Raw genomic sequence first — 21,502 nt, 5'->3', positions numbered from 1 at the left:
GCAGCGCCTTATCGGTGGAGCAGCCGCTCCATCGCTTCGCGGATGGCCCGCGGCTTTTCGACACCGTCGCCGCCAGCCGGGCAACTGGCCGCCTGCGCCCTCTCCTTGCCCTTCGGCCCCACCGTGGCGTGGAGCCGCTCGCAGTCGCAGCGCAGCCGCCCCTTCAAAGCCTTGGTGCGCGCATTGCGCAGCTCGGCCACCCAGCACGAATCGCCGCAGCCGCACGAGCGGTATTCGAGCACCTCGTCCGGCGTGTTCCACGGCAGCGTGTAGCCGCCCGTGCCGCCGGTGGCCTGGGCGCCCGAAGCGAGCATGGCCATGAACAGCATCGCGGCGAAAGACGGCATTCGGGGCATCGGGCGAGTTCTGGAGATTGGAGAGCGGAGCATCGACGAAAAAAAGCCCCGCCGATACCGGCAGGGCTTCCATCCCGTTCGAGACGAGGCGCCGTGAAGGCGCCGCTGCCTCTTACAGCTTCTGCTGCTGCATGAAGCGGTCGAAGGTACCTTCGGTGTAGCGGAACCAGGCGTTCTGGTCGGCCAGGAATTTCGACCAGTCGCCGTAGATCTTCTTCCACTCGGGGTTGGTGTTGTTCAGGTCCGAGTAGATCTGCTGGGCCGACTTGAAGGCGGCGTTCATCACGTCCTGCGAGAACGGGCGCAGCTTGGTGCCCGATCCGACGAGCTGCTTCAGCGCGATCGGGTTCTTGGAATCGTACTTGGCCGTCATCGTGATGTTGGCGTGCGAGGCAGCCGCTTCGACGATGGCCTTGTACTCGGCCGACAGGCCTTCCCATGCCTTGGTGTTGATGTAGAAGTCCAGCTCGGGGCCGCCTTCCCACCAGCCGGGGTAGTAGTAGAACGGGGCGATCTTGTTGAAGCCCAGCTTCTGGTCGTCGTAGGGGCCGACCCACTCCAGGCCGTCCAGCGTGCCCTTCTCGAGCGCGGGGTACAGGTCGGCGCCGGGAATGGATTGCGGGATCACGCCGAAGGGCTCGAGCACCTTGCCGGCGAACGGGTTGGTGCGGAACTTCAGGCCCTTCAGGTCGGCGACCGACTTGATTTCCTTGCGGAACCAGCCGCCCATCTGCGCGCCGGTGTTGCCGCCCGGCAGGTTGATGATGTTGTACTTGGCGTAGAAGGCGCGCATCAGCTTCAGGCCGTTGCCTTCGTACATCCAGGCGTTCTGCTGGCGGGTGTTCATGCCGAAGGGCACCGCGCAGCCCAGGCAGAAGGTCGGGTCCTTGCCGTAGAAGTAGTACGGAGCCGTGTGGGCCATTTCGACCGAGGCGTTCTGCACGCCGTCGACCACGCCGAACGCGGGCATCAGCTCGCCACCGGCATGCACGGAAATCTGGAACTTGCCGCCCGTCATGTCGCTGACGCTCTTCGAGAACACCTCCGCGGTGCCGAAGATGGTGTCCAGCGACTTGGGAAAACTCGACGCCAGGCGCCAGCGAACGGTGGCTTGCGCGTGAACCGCGGGGGCGATGCCGGCAGCCAGAACGCCCGCGATGCCGGCGTTTTTGATGAGGGAACGACGATCCATTAGATAGCTCTCCGAGTTCTTTGAAAAAACGAAACGCGGCTTGTGACCGCGTTGGGGACTTTTGTGTAAGTCCCGGGGATTGTAAAAACGCGCTTACACGCCCCGGGGCGGGTTTACCCTGCGCTGTTGCTGCTGCCGCGAACGAAGCGCTCACGGATCGACGCCTCGATGCCGATCGCGTCCAGCCCGATCGATGCGAGCAGCTTCGCCGGATCGCCATGCTCGATGAAGCGGTCGGGCAGGCCCAGCTGCAGCACCGGCTTCTGCACGCCGGCCGCCTGCAGCGCCTCGAGCACCGCGCTGCCCGCGCCGCCCATGAGCGCGCCCTCTTCCAGCGTGACGATGGCATCGTGCGTGCCCGCGACCTTCAGCAGCAGCTCGACGTCGAGCGGCTTGGCCCAGCGCATGTTCACCACCGTGGCGTCTAGCGACTCCGCTGCCGTGAGAGCCGGATACAGCAGCGTGCCGAAGGCCAGGATGGCGATGCGCTGGCCCTCGCGGCGGATCTCGCCCTTGCCGAAGGGCAGCGCGTCGAGCGTGAGGTGCGGCGCGACGCCGGCGCCCGAGCCACGCGGATAGCGCACGGCCACGGGATGGTTCTGCTCGTAGGCACTGGTCAGCAGCTGGCGGGTTTCGCGCTCGTCGGCCGGACAGGCGATGCTCATGTTCGGAATGCAGCGCAGGAACGGGATGTCGTACGCGCCCGCATGCGTCGCACCGTCGGCGCCCACCAGGCCCGCGCGGTCGAGCGCGAACACCACCGGCAGGTTCTGGATGGCGACGTCGTGGATCAGCTGGTCGTAGGCGCGCTGCAGGAAGGTCGAATAGATCGCGACCACCGGCTTCAGCCCTTCGCAGGCCAGGCCGGCGGCGAAGGTCACGGCGTGCTGCTCGGCGATGCCGACGTCGTAGTAGCGATCGGGGAAGCGCTTCTCGAACTCGACGAGGCCCGAGCCCTCGCGCATCGCGGGCGTGATGCCGACGAGACGGCCGTCCGCCGCGGCCGTGTCGCACAGCCACTGGCCGAACACCTGCGTGAAGGTCTGCTTGGGCGCCGAGGCCGGCTTGACCAGCCCCACCTGCGGATCGAACTTGCCCGGGCCGTGGTAGGCCACCGGATCGGCCTCGGCCAGCTTGTAGCCCTGCCCCTTCTTCGTGACCACATGCAGGAACTGCGGGCCGTCGAGGTGCTTGAGGTTCTCGAGCGTGGGCACCAGCGAGTCGAGGTCGTGGCCGTCGATCGGGCCGACGTAGTTGAAGCCGAACTGCTCGAACAGCGTGGCCGGCACGACCATGCCCTTGGCATGCTGCTCCAGCCGCTTGGCCAGCTCGAACAGCGGTGGCGCGTTGCGCAGCACGCTCTTGCCGACGCTCTTGGCGGCGGCGTAGAAGTTGCCGCTCATCAGCTGCGCGAGATAGCGGTTGAGCGCGCCCACCGGCGGGCTGATCGACATGTCGTTGTCGTTCAGGATCACGAGCAGCTTGCAGTCGCACACGCCCGCGTTGTTCAGCGCCTCGAAGGCCATGCCGGCCGTGAGCGCGCCGTCGCCGATGATGGCCACGGTGTAGCGGTCCTCGCCCTTCTGCTTGGCGGCCATGGCCATGCCCAGCGCCGCCGAGATGCTGGTCGACGAGTGGGCGGTGCCGAAGGTGTCGTACTCGCTCTCGGTGCGCTGCGGAAAGCCCGAGATGCCGCCGATCTGGCGCAGCGTGGGCATGCGCTCGCGCCGGCCCGTGAGGATCTTGTGCGGATAGGTCTGGTGGCCCACGTCCCACACCAGCCGGTCGTGCGGCGTGTTGAAGACGTGGTGCAGCGCGACCGTCAGCTCGACGGTGCCCAGGTTGGAACTCAGGTGGCCGCCGGTGCGGGAGACGTTGTCGAGCACGCAGGCGCGCACCTCGTCGGACAGCTGGCGCAGCTGGGCCCGGTCGTATTTGCGGATGGGCGAAGGGTCGTGGAGTGTGGGAAGCAGCGGTGCAGCCATGGGGGAAGGTTTGTTCTTTGCTCAGCGGTCGCGGTCGACCACCATGTGGGCCAACGCGCGCAACGCAGCGGTGTCAGCCAGGCCGCTACGTTCGAGCGCGGCGAGCGCGTCGGCCAGCAGCTGGCGGGCCTGGGCGCGGGCGCCGTCGAGGCCGAGCAGCGACACGTAGGTGGGCTTGTCGGCCGCGGCGTCCTTGCCGGCGGTCTTGCCCAGGGTCTGCGAGTCGGCCGTGACGTCGAGAATGTCGTCGACCACCTGGAATGCGAGGCCGATGGCCGCGCCGTAGTCGCGCAGCGCGGCCAGCGCCGTAGCACTCACCGTGCCGCAGGCGGCGCCCATCTCGACGCTGCCCTGCAGCAGCGCGCCGGTCTTCAGGCGGTGCATTTCGCGCAGTTGCGCTTCGTTCAACGCGACGCCGACGCTGGCCAGGTCGATGGCCTGGCCGCCGGCCATGCCCTGGCTGCCGGCGGCGCGCGCGAGCAGGCGGCACAGCTGGGCCTGGGTGGCGGCGGGAATCTCGTCACCCTCGGGTGTCAGCAGCTCGAAGGCCAGGGCCTGCAGCGCGTCGCCGGCCAGCAGGGCGTCGGCCTCGCCGAACTTCACGTGCACCGTGGGCTTGCCGCGGCGCAGCACGTCGTTGTCCATGCACGGCAGGTCGTCGTGCACCAGCGAATAGGCGTGGATCAGCTCGGTGGCGCAGGCCGCGCGCAGGGCGGCAGCCTGGTTGCCGCCGACGGCCTCGCTGGCGGCCAGCACCAGCAGGGGCCGCAGTCGCTTGCCGCCGTCGAGCACGGCATAGCGCATGGCGTCGCCCAGGAGCACCGGGGCATCGACGCCGACCCAGCGCGACAGCGCCGATTCGACGTTCGCCAGGTGAGGCTCGCTCCAGCCGGCGAGCGTGCGGGCGTCCCAGTGGCCGGAATTCAGCGTGGCGGCGCTCATTCAGGCGTCCAGACCTTGAGGCTGCCCGAATCGAGCACCTTGATCTGGTCTTCGACCGCCTGCAGCTTGTCGCGGCAGAAGGCGAGCAGCGCCGCGCCGCGCTGGTAGCTCACGAGCAACTGGTCCAGGGGCAACTGGCCCGATTCGAGTTCCGCAACCAATTGCTCCAGTTCCTGAAGCCCGGCTTCGTAACTGGCAGGCAGCGGACCCGTGTCGGGCGTTGCCGCCGGGCTGGACGAGGAAGGAGGGGGCACCTTGGGCATGCAAGCGAAACGTGGGTGAAACGGGGCATTTTAGGACCGGGACCGGAACAAATGGCGGGCGGGCCGCCCCCCTGCCCTCGCGGAGGCTGATCGCACATTGCGAAACGGCGCGGGAAGCCCCGGGGGCCGAAAAAATGGCCCCGGGTACAATGCGAACTTCTCTCGTTGACGACGTTCAACACTGCTCCGGGCCGCCGAATCCTCATGGCGGCGCCTTCCGTTCTTTTCTTCCTTTTCTCCCTGTGGGGAGCTTGGTCAGGTCCTCCATGTCTGATTTAAGTCTTCAACTGCAGCAGGCCGCGAGCCAACTTCCAGTTTCCGCGTATTTCGACGAGGCGCTCTATGCCCGCGAAATGCAGAACCTTTTCTCGCGAGGGCCCCGCTATGTCGGCCATCGCCTGGCCGTGCCCGAAATGGGCGACTTCCACACCCTGCCCCAGGAGCACCAGGGCCGTGCGCTCGTCCACACGCCCAAGGGCGTGGAGCTGATCTCCAACGTCTGCCGCCACCGCCAGGCCCTGATCCTGCAGGGCCGCGGCCAGCTCGAGAGCCAGTCGGGCGGCAACATCGTCTGCCCGCTGCACCGCTGGACCTACGCCGCGAGCGACCCGCGCACCACCGGCACGCTGATCGGCGCCCCCCACTTCGAGCAGGACCCCTGCCTGAACCTGCACAACTATCCGCTTACCGAATGGAACGGCCTTCTGTTCGAGAAGAACGTCGACGGCTCCGGCCCCGACGTGGCGGCCGACATGGCGGGCCTCGGCCCGCAGGCTGACCTGGATTTCAGCGGCTACGCGCTCGACCGCGTGGAGCTGCACGAGTGCAACTACAACTGGAAGACCTTCATCGAGGTCTACCTCGAGGACTACCACGTCGGCCCGTTCCACCCGGGCCTGGGCAGCTTCGTCACCTGCGACGACCTGCGCTGGGAGTTCAAGCCCCGCTATTCGGTGCAGACGGTGGGCGTGGCCAACCGCCTGGGCCGCGCGGGCAGCCCGGTCTACCAGAAGTGGCAGGAGCAGCTGCTCAAGTACCGCGAGGGCAAGCCGCCGAAGTACGGCGCCATCTGGCTGACCTACTACCCGCACGTGATGGTCGAGTGGTATCCGCACGTGCTCACGGTGTCGACCCTGCACCCCGTGAGCCCGACGAAGACGCTCAACATGGTCGAGTTCTTCTACCCCGAGGAAATCGTCGCCTTCGAGCGCGAGTTCGTCGAGGCCCAGCAGGCCGCCTACATGGAAACCTGCGTGGAAGACGACGAGATCGCCGAGCGCATGGATGCCGGCCGCCGCGCGCTGATGCTGCGCGGCGACAACGAGACCGGCCCGTACCAGAGCCCGATGGAAGACGGCATGCAGCAGTTCCACGAGTGGTACAGAGCTGCCATGCAGCAACCGGCCTGAACCCGAGCCCCTTTCCGCCCCGCATTTGCCGGGGCTTTCTTTTTTCTTGATCCGGATTCGAAACGATGCAAGCGCTGTGGATGGTGCTGGGGGCCTTCCTGTTCGCCACGATGAGCGTGGTCGTGAAAGTCGCCTCGGCGTGGTTCAACAGCGGCGAGATGGTGCTCGGGCGCGGCCTGATCGGCATCGTCTTCCTCTGGCTCCTGGCGCGCAACCGCGGCGTGCCGCTGGCCACGAAGTACCCGGGCATGCATGCCTGGCGCAGCACCATCGGCGTGGTGTCGCTCGGCGCGTGGTTCTATGCCATCGCCCACATGCCGCTGGCCACGGCCGTCACGCTCAACTACATGAGCAGCGTGTGGGTCGCGGCCTTCCTGGTCGGCGGCGCGCTGCTGGCCTGGGTGCCGGTGCCCGGGCGCGACGGCCGCGTGGAGCGCCCGCCGCTGCAGGGCACGCTGGCGATGACGGTGCTCGCGGGCTTCGTGGGCGTGGTGCTCATGCTCAAGCCCACCGTCAACGGCAATGAAGGCTTCGCGGGGCTGCTGGGCCTGCTGTCGGGCCTGACGGCCGCCTTCGCCTACATGCAGGTGGTGGCGCTGTCGCGCATCGGCGAGCCCGAGCTGCGCACCGTCTTCTACTTCGCGGTCGGCTCTGCCGTGGCCGGCGGCATCGCCACGGCATTCACCGGGTTTTCGGGCGGCGGCTCCTGGACGTGGCAGCATGCGCTATGGCTGCTGCCCATCGGCCTGCTCGCGGCGCTCGGACAGCTCTGCATGACCCGCGCCTACGCCACCGCCAAGACGCAGGCCGGCACGCTGGTGGTCGCCAACCTGCAGTATTCGGGCATCGTGTTCGCGGCGTTCTACGGCGTGGTGCTGTTCGACGACCGCATCGACTCCGCCGGCTGGGCCGGCATGGCCCTTATCATCGCCAGCGGCATTGCTGCAACCGTGTTGCGACAGCGGGCGGTGCCCAAGGCGCCGGCCGAGGAACACTGAAGCACGCAACTGCATTTCCAGATCTCGAGACTTCGAAGGAGCAAGCGCCATGTACACCACCCTCATCTCCGTCGAACAACTCCGGCAGCTGCAGGCCGGCGGCAAGCCCTTCATGGTGTTCGACTGCAGCTTCGACCTCATGAAGCCCGAAGCCGGTGCGCAGCAGTACGAGGCCGCGCACATTCCGGGCGCGCTCTACGCCAACCTCGACACCGACCTCAGCGCGAAGCACGGCGCTCCCGGAGCCCACGGCGAAGTGGTCGTGGCAACCGAGGAAGGTCCTCCCGCCTCGGGCGGGCGCCACCCGCTGCCCAGCCGCGAGAAGTTCGCGGCGTGGCTCTCCAGCGTCGGCTTCGCCAACGAGATGCAGGCCGTGGTCTACGACCGCAACGGCGCCAACTACTGCGGCCGCCTGTGGTGGATGCTCAAGTGGATGGGCCACGACGCCGTGGCCGTGCTCGACGGCGGACTGCAGGCCTGGCAGGCCGCGGGCGGCGAAGTCACGAGCCGCGAGGAGCCCGCGCGCTTCCAGTCGAACTTCGTCGCAGGCGAGCCGATTGCAAGGCTCGTCACCACCGACACGGTGGTGCGCCGGCTGGGTCAGCCTGACCAGAACCTGATCGACGCACGTGCCGGTGCACGTTACCGCGGCGAGGTGGAACCTCTGGACCCGATCGCCGGTCACATCCCCGGGGCCCTGAACCGGCCTTTCGCCGAGAACCTCGGCCCCGACGGCAAGTTCAAGCCGGCATCGCAATTGCGTGCCGAGTTCGAAGCGCTGCTCGCGGGACGCGACGCGGCGACCGTCGTCCACCAGTGCGGCAGCGGCGTGAGCGCCGTGCCGAATCTGCTTGCCATGCAGATCGCGGGATTCGGGACGACCGCGCTCTATGCCGGCAGCTGGAGCGAATGGAGCAATACGCCGGGGCTGCCGACCCGGCAAGGCGCTGAACCATGAAGCACATCCGACTCCGACGTACCACCGGTCTCGCAATCGCAGCCGCCGCGATGTTCGCGGCCGCCCCGTTCCTCACCGCCCAGGCCCAGCAGCAGCACGCACACGTGCACGGCCAGCTCAAGCTCGACGTGGCCGTCGACGGCCCCACGGTGGTGATCGACATGGAATCCCCGCTCGACAACATCGTCGGCTTCGAGCGCGCCCCCAAGACCGACGCCGAGAAGAAGATCGTGGAAGACGCCGTCGCCCAGCTGCGCGCGGCCGACAAGCTCTTCATCGTCGACCCGGCCGCCAACTGCAAGCTGGGGCCGGTCGACCTGCGCTCCGGCGCGCTGGGCCTGGGCAACCCAGATCCCAGCGAGCCCGTCGGCCATGCCGACCTCGACGCAACCTTCTCCTTCAACTGCACCAACGCGGCCGCCGCGAAGTTCATCGACCTGAACCTGTTCGGTGCATTCAAGGGCCTGCGCCAGATCGACTCGCAGATCGCCACCGCGCAGGGCCAGTTCAAGCGCCAGCTGAAGCGACCCGCCGGTGCGCAGGCGGCCCAGCCCGCACGCCTGAGCTGGGGCAAGTGACACCGTGAACGACCTTCCACAGGCCGAAACCTCGGCCTTGCGCGTCGTGCTCGCCGCCGAGGCTCTGCGCTTCAGCTGGCCGGCCGCCAAGGCGCCATGCATCGACATAGAGGCCTTTCGCATCACAGCCGGCGAATCGGTGTTCCTGCACGGCCCGAGCGGCTGCGGCAAGAGCACGCTGCTGTCGCTGCTGGCCGGCGTGCTGGTGGCCGACGAAGGCCGCGTCGCGCTGCTGGGCCACGACTGGTCGAAGCTCTCGGGCACCCAGCGCGACCGCAGCCGCGTGGCGCACGTGGGCTACATCTTCCAGCAGTTCAATCTTCTGCCTTACCTGAGCGTGATCGACAACGTGCTTCTGCCCTGCCGCTTCTCGCAGCGGCGCGAGGCCAACGCATCGCGCAGCGGCAGCTCGCGCGGCGAGGCCGAACACCTGCTCGACCAGATGGGCCTGGACCGCAACCTGTGGAAGCGCCAGGCGCTGCAGCTCTCGGTCGGCCAGCAGCAGCGCGTGGCCGCGGCGCGCGCGCTCATCGGCCAGCCCGAAGTGGTGATCGCCGACGAGCCCACCTCCGCGCTCGACGAAGACCGGCGCGAAGCCTTCCTCGACGTGCTGCTCACGGCCTGCGCCGAGCACCACAGCGCGCTCGTGTTCGTGAGCCACGACCAGCGCATCGCGCAGCGCTTCGCGCGGCACGTGCTGCTTCCCGAAATCAACCGCGCGGCCACCAGCGCCATGGCGGTGGACGCATGAAAGCACTCTTTTCCATTGCATGGCGCAGCGCCTGGAACCGGCGCTTCACGCTCGCGCTGACGGTGTTCTCGATCGCGCTCTCTACATTCCTGCTGCTCGGCGTCGAGCGCATCCGCACCGAGCTGCGCGAGAATTTCGCGTCGTCCGTCTCGGGCACCGACCTGATCGTCGGCGCGCGCACAGGCTCCACGCAGCTGCTGCTGTACTCGGTGTTCCGCATCGGCGCGGCCACCAACAACATCTCGTGGAAGAGCGTGCAGGCGCTGTCCGCGCATCCGGGCGTCGACTGGGTCGTGCCGCTGTCGCTGGGCGATTCGCATCGCGGCTTCGCTGTGCTCGCCACCTCCACCGACTACTTCACGCACTTCCGCTACGGCGACAGGCAGACGCTGAAGCTGCGCGAGGGCAAGCCCTTCAGCGAGCTGTTCGACGCGGTGGTCGGCGCCGAGGTGGCCGACAAGCTCGGCTATCACGTGGGCCAGAAGATCACGCTCGCGCACGGCAGCGGCGAGCTCAACGTGGCCGAGCACGCGGACAAGCCCTTCACCGTGGTCGGCGTGCTCGCGCGCACCGGCACGCCGGTCGACCGCACGGTGCACATCGGCCTCGCGGCGATGGAAGCCATCCATCTCGAATGGGTGGGCGGCGCACCGATGCCGGGCGTGCACATCCCGGCCGAGCAGGTGCGCAAGTTCGACCTCACGCCCAAGAACGTGACTGCCGTGCTGGTGGGCCTGAAGAACCGCGCCGCCGTGTTCGGCGTGCAGCGCTGGATCTCGACCTACACCGGCGAGCCGCTGATGGCCATCCTGCCCGGCGTGGCGCTCGATGAACTGTGGAGCGTGATCGGCATCGGCGAGAACGCGCTGCTGCTGATGTCGGCACTGGTCGCGCTGGTGAGCCTCGCAGGACTCGTGTCGGTGGTGATGGCCGGACTCAACGAACGCCGCCGCGAACTCGCGGTGCTGCGCGCCGTCGGTGCGGGCCTGCGCCATGTGCTGGCATTGCTCGCGCTCGAAGGCGCGCTGGTCACCGTGCTTGGCGTTGCGCTGGGCCTGGTGATGGCGGTGCTCGGCATCGCCCTGCTCTCGCCATGGCTGCAGTCGCAGTTCGGGCTGACACTGAGCCTCTCAGAACCTACACTGAACGAATGGCTGCTGATGGCAAGCCTGCTGGTCGCCGGATGGCTGGCGAGCCTCTTGCCCGGCATCCGCGCCTATCGCCTCTCCCTTGCAGACGGCCTCTCGCCGAGGATTTGAACCATGCCCTTCGCACAAGAAAAGACGTTGTCGACGTTGTCCACGAGCAAAGCTTTCACGCGGCTTTCAATGCTGCTCGCAGGCGCCGGCCTCGCCGCTGCCGCCTGGGCCGCCGAGCCCGCGCCCAAGGACACCACCGCCGCCAACCCGCTGGGCGGCAAGGCCGCACCTGCTGCCGCGGCCAAGGCCGCGCCGGGCCAGCCGCGCCAGATCACCTGGGAAGAACTGGTGCCCAAGGACTGGGACCCGGCCAAGGAGTTCAAGGGCATGGACCTGAGCGCGCTCGACGACGGCGATCCGCGCGCCAACGAGCTGCTCATGAAGATGCAGGAGGTGTCGAACAACGCGCCGACCAATCCGGCGATGAACGGCACCGAGATCAAGATCCCCGGCTTCATCGTGCCGCTGGAAGAAGCCAAGGGCGAGGTCACCGAGTTCCTGCTGGTGCCCTACTTCGGCGCCTGCATCCACACGCCGCCGCCGCCGGCCAACCAGATCCTGCACGTGGTGCCGCAGAAGGGAGCCAAGTTCCGCGCCATGGACACCGTGTGGGTCACCGGCAAGCTTCAGACCCTGCGCAACGATTCGATGATGGGCGTGAGCGGCTACCACGTGAGCGCCGCCACCGTCACCAAGTACACCGGCGGCTCGAAGTAGAAGACCTGGAAGGTCGCGGCCTCCGGGCCGTGTGGTTCTGCGCCGACAGGCTTGACGGCACGGAACCGACACAGACCGTTGCATCCGCGGCGCAGGCTCTGTCATCGCCTGCCGCCGCGCTCCGTTGAAGAAGTCCGGGCACGACGCCGGCGTCTTCATGGAAATCCAGATGACAAATCTCCCCACCGCCCCGCGGCTGTTGACGATCTCGCTGTGCATCGGCGCCCTCGTCCTCGCAGGCTGCGACAAGTCCCCCTCGAACACCCCCGCGGCCGTTGCTTCGGCGCAGGATCCGGCGACCACCATCCCCGCGCCCTCCGTGCCGCAGACGCAGCCGCCTGCCGCCGCCCCCGTACCGGCCGCCTACACGCCGCCCAGCGCCGACAAGCTCTACGAGATGGTCGCACCCATCGCGCTCTATCCCGACAAGCTGGTGGCGCAGATCCTGGCCGGCGCCACCTATCCCGACCAGATCACCGCGGCGCACGAATGGCTCGCGCAGAACCGCAACCTCAAGGCCGGCCCGCTGGCCGACGCGGCCAACCAGCAGCCCTGGGACCCGAGCGTGAAGTCGCTCACCGCGTTCCGCCCCGTCATCGACCAGATGGCCGGCAACATTCCGTGGACCCAGGCACTCGGGCAGGCCTACTACAACGACCCGGCCGACGTGATGAACGCGATCCAGGTCATGCGCCAGCGCGCCGCGAAGGCGGGCCGGCTCAAGAACAACGACAAGATGCGCGTGGTCACCGACGCGCCGCCTCCGAACTACGCGCCCGCCCCCGACCTGCAGCCCGTGTACGCGGGCCCGGCGGTGATCGAGCCGCCGCAGGAGTTCATCACCATCGAGCCGATGCAGCCCGACCTTGTGTACGTGCCTGCCTACGACCCGCAGGTGATCTACGGCGCGCCGCAGCCGGTGTATCCGGGCTATGCCTACGCGCCGCCTGTCCAGGTGGTGTCGCCGGGCTACAGCGGCGGCCAGGTGCTTGCCGCCGGCGCGCTCGCGTTCGGCGCGGGCGTGATCGTGGGCGCCGCGCTCGAGCGCCACGACTGGGGCTGGCATTCGTGGAACATGAACTGGGGTGCGCCGCGCTGGCGTGACCGCGACCGCGGCCCCGCGCCGGTGGCGCCGGCCTTCGCGCGGCCCGCGGTGGTCTACAACAACAGCACCTACGTCTCGCGCTCGACCACAGTGGTCAACAACGTGCGCAACGTCAATGTCTACAACAACAATGCCGGACCGCGCGGCGTGTTGCCGCCGGGAGCGCCGCCCAATTTCGCCGCGGGCCCGGGCGCCGCGCAACAGTTGCAGCAACAACAGCGGGCTCTCTTCGCCCAGCAGCAACAGGCCCAACAACAGGCGCAGCAGCAACAGCGCCTCCAGCAGCAGGCCGCGCTCGCGCAGCAGCAGCAACAACAGGCGCGTTCGCAGCAGCAAGCCCAGCAGCGGCAACAGGAACAGGTCCAGCGCCAGCAGGCAATGCAGCAACGCCAGGCGCAGGACCAGTCCCGCCAGCAACAACAGCAGGCAGCCCAGCAGGAGCAGGTGCGCCGCCAGCAACAGGCCCAGCAGCAAGCACAGCAACAGGCGCGCGATCAGCAGGCAAGGCAGGCGCGTGGCCTGATGCAGCCCCAGCAACAGCAGCAGCCGGGCCAGCAGGCACAGCTCGCACACCAGCGCCAGCAACAACAGGCCGCGCAGGAACAACAACGCCAGCAGCAGGCCCAGCTCGAACAATCACGCCGACAGCAGACGCAGCAGGACCAGATGCGTCGCCAGCAGCAGGCGGATCAGCAGGCGCGTGCGCAACAGCAAGCCCAGCGGCAACAGGAACAGATCCAGCGCCAGCAGGCCATGCAGCAACAACAGGCTCAGAACCAGGCCCGCCAGCAGCAACAGCAGATGGCCCAGCAGGAGCAGATGCGCCGTCAGCAGCAGGCGCAGCAACAGGCCCAGCAGCAGGCCGCGCGCGCGCAGCAACAACAGCAGATGCAGGCCATGCAGCAACAGCGCCAGCAGCAGATGCAGCAGCAACAGGCCCGCGCACAGCAGCAGGCGCAGCAACAGGCTCAACACCAGCAGCAGCAGGCCGAGCAACAGCAGCAACGCATGGCTGCCGCGGCCGCCGCACGGCAACAGCAACAACAGCACCAGCAGCGCCGGCCCGGCGACCCCAGGCAGCAGCAGCAATAGCGCGCCCGCGCTACCGCCCGGGCGGCGGCGCGCACCCTCAGCCTCAGTTCTTGCCGATCTCGGTCAGCAGGCGCGTGACGAGATAGATGCGCGGCACGATCGAGTCGACCTCGATGTACTCGTCGCGCGCGTGGTAGCCGAAACCCGCGAGGCCGAAGCTCTCGACCACCGTGGCCTTGCCCGAACGGCCCGCGTAGCCCGCGTCGGTGCCGCCGCCGGTCATCGGCGCCAGCGCGAGGTCGCGGTCGATTTCCTTGTAGATGGCCTGCGCCTTCTCGGCGAGAGCCCGGCCCTTGTCGCCCGCGATGAAGGCCGGGCGGCCCACCTCGACCTTCACCGTGGTCTCGGTGTCGGGAATCAGCTTGCCCGAGGCGATCTTCGCCTGCAGCGCCTCGGCGAGCTTCTTCTCGGCGCCGGGCTGCGTGATGCGGATGTCGCCCTGCGCCTGCGCCTTCTCGGTGATCTGGTTGAGCGGGCCGGTGGCGCGCGCCACGGTCCAGTTGAGCGTGGCGCCGGGGATGTCCTTGGCAAGGTCCTTGGTCTGCAGCATCTGGTACGACAGCTCGTACAGAGCGTTGCGGCCCAGTTCGGGCGCGGCGCCCGCGTGCGATGCGCGGCCCTTCACCTCGAGCGTGGCGGTGGCGATGCCGGCCGCGCCTAGCAGCAGCGACTCGCCCTTGACCACCGACTTCGCGGCCGTCGGCTCGAACGAGAGCACCGTGTCGTGCTGGTCGGCCGTGGTCGCGATCAGTTCGCCCGAGCCGACCGAGCCCACTTCCTCGTCGGGGTTCATCAGCACGGTGAGCGTGTCGTAGTCGCGCCAGCCGGCGTCGGCCAGGATCTTCACCGAGGCCAGCATGACCGCCAGGCCGCCCTTGTCGTCGGCGATGCCGGGGCCGTAGATGCGGTTGCCGTCGACCTTGTACGGCTGGCTGCCCAGGATGCCCGCCGCGTACACGGTGTCCATGTGGCCCTGCAGCATGATCTTTCGCTTGCCCGTGCCCTTGAGAGTGCCGATCACGATGTCGGCGCCCGCGCCGGCCGTGGCCTTGCGGCGCTCGGTCTTGAAGCCGGCGGCCTTCAGCCGGCCTTCCACCACGTCGGCCATCTTGAGCAGGCCGTCGACGTTGAGGCTGCCCGATTCGATCAGCACCATTTCCTTGAGGTTGTCGATCACCGCCGGCTGCGCCTTCTCGGCGGCGGCGAGCAGCTTCGCATCGGGCGCGGCGTGCGCACCGGCGGCGGCGCCGAGCGCGAGGCCGCAGGCCAGGGCCATGGAACGAAGCGGAAAGGAGGGCAAACGCAAGGTCATGGTGTTTTTCTCGGGAGTGGATGACGGCGCACAGCATAGCCAGGAGCCCCCGCATGACGAGCAAATCGGAGACACGCCGCGACCGCGGCTGGCTGCGAGGCTGTGAGACTGTCAGGTGCCGGGATTCAGTCCCGCCCCCGGTACTCAGTACTGTTCGAAGATGCGCTGGAGTTCCTTGGGGTCGTTGGTCCTGGTCAGCCCCAGCATCAGGAGGATCCGCGCCTTCTGCGTGGTGTGCATCATCGAGGTCACGAAGCCGGCTTCGGCGAACTGCCCGGTCGGCGTCACGATGCCGCTCACGGCGCGGGAACCGACGACGATGGCCACGCCTTTCTGCTGCGCGGCCTTCAGGCTCTGCATCGTGACGTCGGGCATGTTCGCATGGCCCACGCCCGCGTTGACGATGCCCTTGGCGCCGGCGGCCACGGCCGCGTCGACGAGCACGCCGTCGGAACCCAGCGTCGTGTAGTTGATGTCCACGCGCGGCAGCTTCTGCAGGCCGGACACGTCGAACTCGCTGTGCACCGTGTGCCGCTTCAGGGGCTGCGCGACGAAGAACGGCGTGGAGTTCTGCATGTACCCCAGGTCCCCGCCGTCCAGGCTCTTGAAGGTGGCGACGTTGGTCGTGTTGGTCTTGGTGACGCTGAACGCGCTGCTGATCACCTCGTTCATGCTCACCATCACGCCCTTGTCCCTGGCCGCGGGGCTCGCGGCCAGCGCCACCGCGTTGACCAGGTTCAGCGGGCCGTCCGCGCTCATGCCGGTGCTCGGACGCATGGAGCCCACCAGCACGACGGGCTTCGCGCTCTTGACGACCAGGTTGAGGAAGTAGGCGGTTTCCTCGAGCGTGTCGGTGCCGTGGGTGATCACGATGCCGTCCACGTTCTTCGACGCGAGTATTTCGTTGGTGCGCTTTGCCAGCGTGAGCCAGTTGTCGATGCCCAGCTTGGAGCTGCCGACATTGAAGATCTGCTCGCCCGTGATGTTGGCGAACTTCTCGATCTCGGGCACGGCGGCCACCAGTGCCTCGATGCCCACGGGCTTGAGCCCCTTGCTCAGCCCGTAGTCCGTGAGCGCCAGGCTGTCCGCGCCCCGGCTGGCGATGGTGCCGCCCGTGGCCAGGATCACCACGTTGGGCTTGGCCGGTGTCTGCGTCTGCGTTTGCGCGGTGGCTTGCCCGGCGCCTCCGAGGAGGCCGATGGCTGCCAGAAACGTCAAGGCGATTTTCTTGGGGTTCATGATTCGACGGTTTTGAAGGAAGGAGGAAGAGAAAGCCCGGATCAGTGCCGTTCGAGCACCCTGCCCGGCCGCAGGCCGGTGGCGCGCTGTCCGTCCCAGACCCGTTGCCCGTTGACCCAGACGCCCTCGATGCCGCGGCTGGCCTGGACGGGGTTGTCGAAGGTCGCGAGGTCCGTCACGCGCTGCGGATCGAAGACCACCAGGTCGGCACGCAGGCCGGGTTGCAGCAGGCCCCTGTCGCGCAAGCCGTAGTTGGCCGCGGCCAGGCCGGTCATCTTGTGGACGGCTGCTTCCAGCGTCAGCAGGCCCTTGTCGCGAACCAGCCGCGACAGCACCCGCGTGAAGGTGCCCCACTGGCGAGGATGCGGATGCGGGTCGAAGGGCAGCCCGTCGGAGCCGACCATGGTGCGCGGGTGCGCCAGGATGCGCTCGACGTCGCGCTCGTCCATCAGGAAGTAGATGGCGCCGGCGGGGGCGAGCCGCTGCAGCATCGCGTCGTCGTCCAGGCCCCATTCGTGCTGGAGCTCCGCGAAGTCGCGGCCCTGGGCCGAGGGATCGCCCTTGGACCAGGCGATGAGCGTGCGGCGCGCCAGCCGTACGCGGTCGAGCCGCAGCATGGTCGAGGTGGCCGGATAGGGATGGCAATCGAGGCAGACCGGCTGCATCGCGCCGGCCTCCTCGATCCGCGCAAGGGTCTGCACCGACCGGCCATGGTTGCGTTCGCCGGCCAGCTTGTGGTGCGAGAACACGACGCGTGCCGCGAGCGAGCGCCCGATCTCCAGGGCTTCCTCGATCGCTTCGTCGATCCGGTCGGATTCGTCGCGCAGATGGACCGCATAGATCATCCCTCCCCGGCCTCGCATCGTCTCGCCGATGTCGATGATTTCCTGGGTGGTGGCGTGCTGCGCGGGCGGATAGAAAGTGCCGGTGGACATTCCGAACGCACCCGCATCCAGCGCTTCGGCCAGCAGCCGACGCATGCCGGCGCATTCTTCCGGGGTCGCGGGCCGCTGCAGGTCGTTCATCGTGCTCACGCGCAGGCTGGCGTGCCCCACGAGGGGAATAACGTTGACCGCCGCGGGAGCCGCCCGCAGGGCGTCCATCCAGGCAGAGAAGGTCGGGTAGCGGAACAGCTCGGGCGGCCCGAGCAGGTCCAGCGGCTGCGGCAGCGGGCAGCCCGGCGGCACGGGCGCCAGGCTCACGCCGCAGTTGCCGGTCACCACGGTGGTCACGCCCTGGGAGACCTTGGGCACCATGTCCGGGTGGGCCAGCAGGTAGCCGTCGTCGTGCGTGTGCGAGTCGATGAAGCCGGGCGCCACGGCCAGTCCGTCGAGCTCGATGCTCTCGGCGCCGGCGACTTCGGCATCAGGCGCCAGGATGGCCGCGATGGTGTCGCCCTCGAGCAGCACGTTCGCACGGCGCGGCGGTGCGCCGCTGCCGTCGATCACCGTGCCGCCACGCAGCAGCAGCAACGGCCGCGATGGGGTCGAGAGGCCCGCCATCAGTCGAGCTTCTCGATGCGGTTGCGCTCGATCAGCTCGCCCCAGCGCCTGGTCTCGCGGTCGATGGTGCGCTGGAAGTCGGCGGGCGTGCCGCCGGCCGGCACGGCGCCCAGCTTGGCGAGGCCCTCGCGCACGCTGGGGGTGGCCAGCGCCGCGTTGATCGCGGCATTGAGCTTCTCGATCACCTCGCGCGGCGTGCCGCGCGGCGCGACCACGCCGCCCCAGGCCACGGTCTCGTAGCCCTTGATGCCCGCTTCGTCCAGCGTGGGCACGCTCGGCAGCAGGGAGATCCGCCTGGCGCTGCTCACCGCGAGCGCGCGCACCTTGCCGGATGCGACCAGCGGGCCGACCTCGGAGGAGTTGGCGAACAGGTAGTCGATGCGCCCGCCCATCAGGTCCTGCAGCGCAGCCGGGCCGCCGTTGTACGGCACGAAGAGCACGTCGATGCCGGCCATGCTGCGGAACAGCTCGCCGCCCATGTGGCCGGTGGTCCCGATCCCGGGTGCGCCGAAGGACAGCTTGCCCGGTTGCTTGCGCGCCGCAGCCACCAGCCCGGACACGTCCTGGATGGGCGAGTCCTTGGGCACGATCAGCACGTTGTAGAGGTCGAACGCCTGGGCCACCGGAACCAGGTCGCGCTCCACGTCGTAGGGCAGTTTCCTGAAGAGCGTCCGGTTGACCGCCAGCGTGTTGACGTTGCCGTAGCCGATCGTGTAGCCGTCGGCCGGCTTGCTCTTGATCTGCATGATGCCGATGTTGCCTGCCGCGCCGGGACGGTTCTCGATGACGACCGGCACGCCGAGCGATTTCGAGACCTCGTTGGTCACCAGCCGCGAGAGCACGTCGGGCGAGCCGCCGGCCGCCGAGGGCACGACGAAGGTGATGGGCCGGTCGGGCCATGCGGCCCACGTCGGGGCCGAAGTTGCCAGCAGGCCGAAGGCGGCGGCCAGCGCGGCCATCGGGCGGGAGAACTTGCAAAGAGTCATCGGAAGGAGTTCTTTCTTGGAAGTGGATGGAAATGCGCGGGCGCGGATCCCGGCTGCGGCGGCTTCAGTTCTTCTGGCGGCAGTGCGCGATCGCCGCGAGCGCCAGGGCATCGATGGAGTCCGTGAGCACGCAATCGAACTCGCCGCGCCTGTCGTGCGGAACCGCCAGCGGCAGCTCGGTGCAGCCGAGCACCACGGCCTTCGCACCGCGCGCCACCAATGCCCGGATGCCGCCGGCGGCCGGCTCCCACGCGGCATCGAGACGGCCGGCCTTCACCGCGGCGATGGACGCCACGCAGTGGCGCCGCACTTCGTCGGGTTCGGGAACGATCGCCTCGTACCCCGCCTGCTGCAGCGTCCGCTGGTAGAGCCCGAGCGCCAGCGTGGCCGGCGTGCCGAGAACGCCCACCGTGCCCCGCAGGATTCCGTGGCGTCGCAGGTTCTGCACCACCGCCTCGGCGATGTTCAGCACCGGCAGCCGGGTCGTTTCCTTCAGGTCGTCGAACCAGAGGTGCGCGGTGTTGCAGGGCACGGCGATGCAGCCGGCGCCGGCCGCTTCCAGCAGGCGGATGCCGCGCTGCATGGCCGGCAGCGGGCTCTCGCCGCCCTGAAGCATGGCGCTCGAGCGATCGGGAATGCGCGGGTCGTTGCACAGGATCGTGGGAATGTGGTCCTGGTCGACCGCCGCTTCGGTCAGCTGCACCATCCGCAGCGCGAAGGTCGCGCCGGCCAGCGGGCCCATGCCGCCCAGGATGCCCAGCGCCCTCGGCGCGGATGCGGGCAGCCCGCTCATGGCAGCGGATCTCCGGCGCCGGTGCGCTCGACGATCAGGCGGTAGTGCTCGGGGCGGCGGTGCTTGGCGAAGTTGAAGACGTGCTCGCGGAAGTGCGCGCCCAATGCCAGGTCGGCGCGCACGCAGATCACCTCGTCCTCCTCGCTCACCGTCCGAGCGACGATCTCGCCGGTCGGCGCCACGATCACGGAGCTTCCGATCATGTGGTGCCCGTCCTCCGAGCCGCACTTGGCGGCCGCGGCCACCCAGATGCCGTTCTGGTAAGCGTTGGCCTGAAGCGATATCAGGTGGGTGGTGGTGCGCAGGTGCGTCGGTTCGTTCCAGTGGATGTTGAGCGAGGGCGTGTTGTAGCCGAGCACCACGACCTCGGCGCCCTGCAGCGCCATCACGCGGTAGGTCTCGGGCCAGCGGCGGTCGTTGCACAGGCACATGCCCATGCGCACGCCGTCGGTGTCGAAGGCGCGGAAGCCCAGGTCGCCGACCTCGAAGAACTTCTTTTCAAGATGCTGGAAGGGAGCCTCGGGCTTGTGCTCCGAATGGCCCGGCAGGTGGATCTTGCGGTAGCGCCCAGCGATGTTGCCGTCGCGCCCCACGATCACCGCCGAATTGAAGCCGCGCCCGTCCTCGGTGAGCTCCGCGTAGCCGAGATAGAAGCCCACGCCGAGCCTGCGGGCCTCGTCGAACAGCGGCTGCGTCACCGGGCCCGGCATGCTGCGCTCGAAGAAGCGCTCGTGGGCGTCTTCCTCGGTCATCCAGTAGCGCGGGAAGAAGGTGGTGAGCGCGAGCTCGGGGAAGGTCACGAACTCCGCGCCGCGGCTGTGGGCCTGGCGCAGCATGTCCACCAGGCGGACCACCACGGACTGCCGGCTGTCGGACAGGTGGACCGGGCCCATCTGGGCGACGGCGAGGCCGAGAAAACGAGGGGGAGAGCCTGGGCGCGATGTCATTTGAACCTTCTTCGTTGCTACCGTGTTGCCGGTGCAATCGATTATTCGAAGCGGTTCGCGCGACGTCGAATGCCGATTTGTCGCTTGGGTTTAACAGCGTGCTAAAGGCCTGCCTTGCGATGGTGCGCACGCGCGGGCCTGCACCGGCGCAGGGCACGGAAAGCCGCGCGAAGTGGTGCCCGGGCGGCGGGCGCCCTGGGGTTCAGCGCAGAATCTCGTCGTCGTCCGCGAGCGGCAAGGCCAGCCCGCGCTGCAGCAGGACGCTGTGCAGCGCACGCAGCAGCGCCTGGGCCGCGGTCGACAGCGGCTCGGTCTGCAGGTACACCAGGTCGGCCACGATCGGAAGCGCGTCGCGCACCGGTATCGCCATGAAATGCGACCCCAGCCAGCCCTGCAGGGAATACTCGTCCACCAGCGCGATGCCCGCGCCGGCATGCACCAGCGAGCAGGCGTACTGGGGCGAGGTGACTTCCACGCTGATGCGCGGCGCGGCATCGCGGGTCGCGAACATCTGGTCGATGCGCAGGCCCAGCGGCGAGCCGTGCGGATAGCCGATGAACTCGTGGGGCAGCAGCTCGTCCAGGCCGACTTCCTCGTATCCGGCCAGCGGGTGGTTGCGCGGGCAGATGCACATCAGGCGGCTGCTCGCCAGCGGCTTGGTGGCGAGGTTCGGATGGTCGACCGGAAAGGTGGAAATGCCCAGGTCGGCCCGCTGCTGCAGGATGCGTTCCTTCAAGGCCTCGTGCGTGAGGCAATGGAAATGAACCTGCACGTCGGGCATCGCGTTGCGCAGCTGCGCGATGGCCAGCGGCACCAGCGTCTGCCCGATGCTGGGGCTCGAGAGGATGCTCAGCAGGCTGCGCCGCCGCAGCGCGAGCTCGTGCGAAAGGCTGCCGATGCGCTGCACGCCCCCGTAGACCTGCTCGACTTCCAGGTACAGGCGCCGCGCCTCTGCAGTCGCATGCAGGCGTCCCTTCACCCGTTCGAACAGCAGGAAGCCCAGCCGGGTCTCGGTATGAGAGAGCAGCCGGCTGACGGCAGGAATGGAAACGTGGAGCAGCCGTGCGGCACCGCTGACGGAGCCGGTGATCATCACCGCACGGAATACCTCGATCTGTCGCAGGTTCATGCCTGATTTTCCGATATCGGCCCGCCGGGGGGCCAGCGGGTCCCCGCTG

The 21,502-nt window shown here is 68.4% G+C and carries 21 protein-coding genes; 9 read left to right on the top strand and 12 right to left on the bottom strand.

The annotated features are described in order from the left end of the window. Positions 1-8 precede the first annotated feature (8 nt). Complete coding sequence (locus tag ABL840_RS11195) at positions 9-320, bottom strand: hypothetical protein (protein ID WP_418116249.1); 312 nt, start codon at positions 318-320, stop codon at positions 9-11. On the opposite strand from ABL840_RS11195, the gene ABL840_RS11190 reads away from it, so the two are divergent. Then, complete coding sequence (locus tag ABL840_RS11190; protein WP_418116248.1) at positions 319-453, top strand: hypothetical protein; 135 nt, start codon at positions 319-321, stop codon at positions 451-453. The genes ABL840_RS11195 and ABL840_RS11190 overlap by 2 nt on opposite strands. A 15-nt stretch (positions 454-468) precedes the next feature. On the opposite strand, the gene ABL840_RS11185 is transcribed toward ABL840_RS11190, so the two are convergent. From ABL840_RS11185 to xseB, 4 genes are all read right to left on the bottom strand, one after another. Next, the gene (locus ABL840_RS11185; protein ID WP_093198950.1) at positions 469-1,548 is read right to left on the bottom strand and encodes a TRAP transporter substrate-binding protein; all 1,080 of its coding nucleotides are present in this window, start codon (positions 1,546-1,548) and stop codon (positions 469-471) included. A gap of 113 nt (positions 1,549-1,661) precedes the next feature. Beyond that, positions 1,662-3,533: a 1-deoxy-D-xylulose-5-phosphate synthase gene (dxs, locus tag ABL840_RS11180; protein ID WP_093301150.1), complete on the bottom strand. Its 1,872-nt coding sequence runs from the start codon at positions 3,531-3,533 to the stop codon at positions 1,662-1,664. A 21-nt stretch (positions 3,534-3,554) separates the two neighbouring features. Next, a complete protein-coding gene (locus ABL840_RS11175; RefSeq protein WP_093301151.1) occupies positions 3,555-4,475 on the bottom strand; it encodes a polyprenyl synthetase family protein in 921 nt (306 codons plus the stop codon). Then, a complete protein-coding gene (xseB, locus tag ABL840_RS11170) occupies positions 4,472-4,738 on the bottom strand; it encodes an exodeoxyribonuclease VII small subunit (RefSeq protein ID WP_007829283.1) in 267 nt (88 codons plus the stop codon). Before xseB ends, ABL840_RS11175 begins: the two co-directional genes overlap by 4 nt. A 266-nt stretch (positions 4,739-5,004) precedes the next feature. On the opposite strand from xseB, the gene ABL840_RS11165 reads away from it, so the two are divergent. The 8 genes from ABL840_RS11165 to ABL840_RS11130 all read left to right on the top strand — a co-directional run bounded on the left by ABL840_RS11165 (position 5,005) and on the right by ABL840_RS11130 (position 13,545). Continuing rightward, complete coding sequence (locus ABL840_RS11165; RefSeq protein ID WP_093198941.1) at positions 5,005-6,147, top strand: aromatic ring-hydroxylating oxygenase subunit alpha; 1,143 nt, start codon at positions 5,005-5,007, stop codon at positions 6,145-6,147. A 65-nt stretch (positions 6,148-6,212) separates the two neighbouring features. Next, positions 6,213-7,145 carry a DMT family transporter gene (locus tag ABL840_RS11160; protein ID WP_240652138.1) on the top strand — a complete coding sequence of 311 codons (933 nt, stop codon included), beginning with the start codon at positions 6,213-6,215 and terminating at the stop codon, positions 7,143-7,145. Positions 7,146-7,194: 49 nt separating this feature from the next. Next, positions 7,195-8,103: a sulfurtransferase gene (locus tag ABL840_RS11155; protein ID WP_093198938.1), complete on the top strand. Its 909-nt coding sequence runs from the start codon at positions 7,195-7,197 to the stop codon at positions 8,101-8,103. After that, positions 8,100-8,681 carry a DUF2796 domain-containing protein gene (locus tag ABL840_RS11150; protein WP_093198935.1) on the top strand — a complete coding sequence of 194 codons (582 nt, stop codon included), beginning with the start codon at positions 8,100-8,102 and terminating at the stop codon, positions 8,679-8,681. The genes ABL840_RS11155 and ABL840_RS11150 overlap by 4 nt, the downstream gene beginning before the upstream one ends. A 4-nt stretch (positions 8,682-8,685) precedes the next feature. Then, positions 8,686-9,432, top strand: coding sequence for an ABC transporter ATP-binding protein (locus tag ABL840_RS11145; protein ID WP_093301153.1), 747 nt, complete (start codon positions 8,686-8,688; stop codon positions 9,430-9,432). Continuing rightward, entirely contained in the window at positions 9,429-10,691 is a 1,263-nt protein-coding gene (locus ABL840_RS11140) for an ABC transporter permease (RefSeq protein ID WP_093198930.1), read from the top strand. The genes ABL840_RS11145 and ABL840_RS11140 overlap by 4 nt, the downstream gene beginning before the upstream one ends. A 69-nt stretch (positions 10,692-10,760) precedes the next feature. Then, complete coding sequence (locus tag ABL840_RS11135) at positions 10,761-11,348, top strand: DUF3299 domain-containing protein (RefSeq protein ID WP_418116247.1); 588 nt, start codon at positions 10,761-10,763, stop codon at positions 11,346-11,348. A 169-nt stretch (positions 11,349-11,517) separates the two neighbouring features. Further along, entirely contained in the window at positions 11,518-13,545 is a 2,028-nt protein-coding gene (locus tag ABL840_RS11130; protein WP_418116246.1) for a DUF3300 domain-containing protein, read from the top strand. A 43-nt stretch (positions 13,546-13,588) separates the two neighbouring features. Here the strand turns inward: ABL840_RS11130 and ABL840_RS11125 are convergent, their stop codons facing one another. The 7 genes from ABL840_RS11125 to ABL840_RS11095 all read right to left on the bottom strand — a co-directional run bounded on the left by ABL840_RS11125 (position 13,589) and on the right by ABL840_RS11095 (position 21,453). After that, on the bottom strand, positions 13,589-14,857 hold the full coding sequence (locus ABL840_RS11125) for a glutamate carboxypeptidase (protein WP_093198925.1): 1,269 nt from the start codon (positions 14,855-14,857) through the stop codon (positions 13,589-13,591). A gap of 144 nt (positions 14,858-15,001) precedes the next feature. Beyond that, positions 15,002-16,096 carry an asparaginase gene (locus tag ABL840_RS11120; RefSeq protein WP_093301156.1) on the bottom strand — a complete coding sequence of 365 codons (1,095 nt, stop codon included), beginning with the start codon at positions 16,094-16,096 and terminating at the stop codon, positions 15,002-15,004. A gap of 41 nt (positions 16,097-16,137) precedes the next feature. Continuing rightward, positions 16,138-17,598, bottom strand: a complete 1,461-nt coding sequence (locus tag ABL840_RS11115; protein ID WP_093301158.1) for an N-acyl-D-amino-acid deacylase family protein — start codon at positions 17,596-17,598, stop codon at positions 16,138-16,140. Next, a complete protein-coding gene (locus ABL840_RS11110) occupies positions 17,598-18,584 on the bottom strand; it encodes a Bug family tripartite tricarboxylate transporter substrate binding protein (RefSeq protein WP_093198914.1) in 987 nt (328 codons plus the stop codon). Before ABL840_RS11110 ends, ABL840_RS11115 begins: the two co-directional genes overlap by 1 nt. A 64-nt stretch (positions 18,585-18,648) precedes the next feature. Further along, complete coding sequence (locus ABL840_RS11105; protein WP_093301160.1) at positions 18,649-19,377, bottom strand: aspartate/glutamate racemase family protein; 729 nt, start codon at positions 19,375-19,377, stop codon at positions 18,649-18,651. Then, complete coding sequence (locus ABL840_RS11100) at positions 19,374-20,324, bottom strand: N-carbamoyl-D-amino-acid hydrolase (protein ID WP_093301162.1); 951 nt, start codon at positions 20,322-20,324, stop codon at positions 19,374-19,376. The genes ABL840_RS11105 and ABL840_RS11100 overlap by 4 nt, the downstream gene beginning before the upstream one ends. Before the next feature lie 202 nt (positions 20,325-20,526). After that, positions 20,527-21,453: a LysR family transcriptional regulator gene (locus tag ABL840_RS11095; protein ID WP_093301163.1), complete on the bottom strand. Its 927-nt coding sequence runs from the start codon at positions 21,451-21,453 to the stop codon at positions 20,527-20,529. Positions 21,454-21,502 lie beyond the last annotated feature (49 nt).

The organism is Variovorax sp. NFACC27, assembly GCF_048301545.1.
In the GTDB taxonomy this organism is placed as follows: domain Bacteria; phylum Pseudomonadota; class Gammaproteobacteria; order Burkholderiales; family Burkholderiaceae_C; genus Variovorax; species Variovorax gossypii.
Note: the sequence above shows the minus strand (reverse complement) of the source record. Positions and strands in the feature narration are given on the sequence as shown.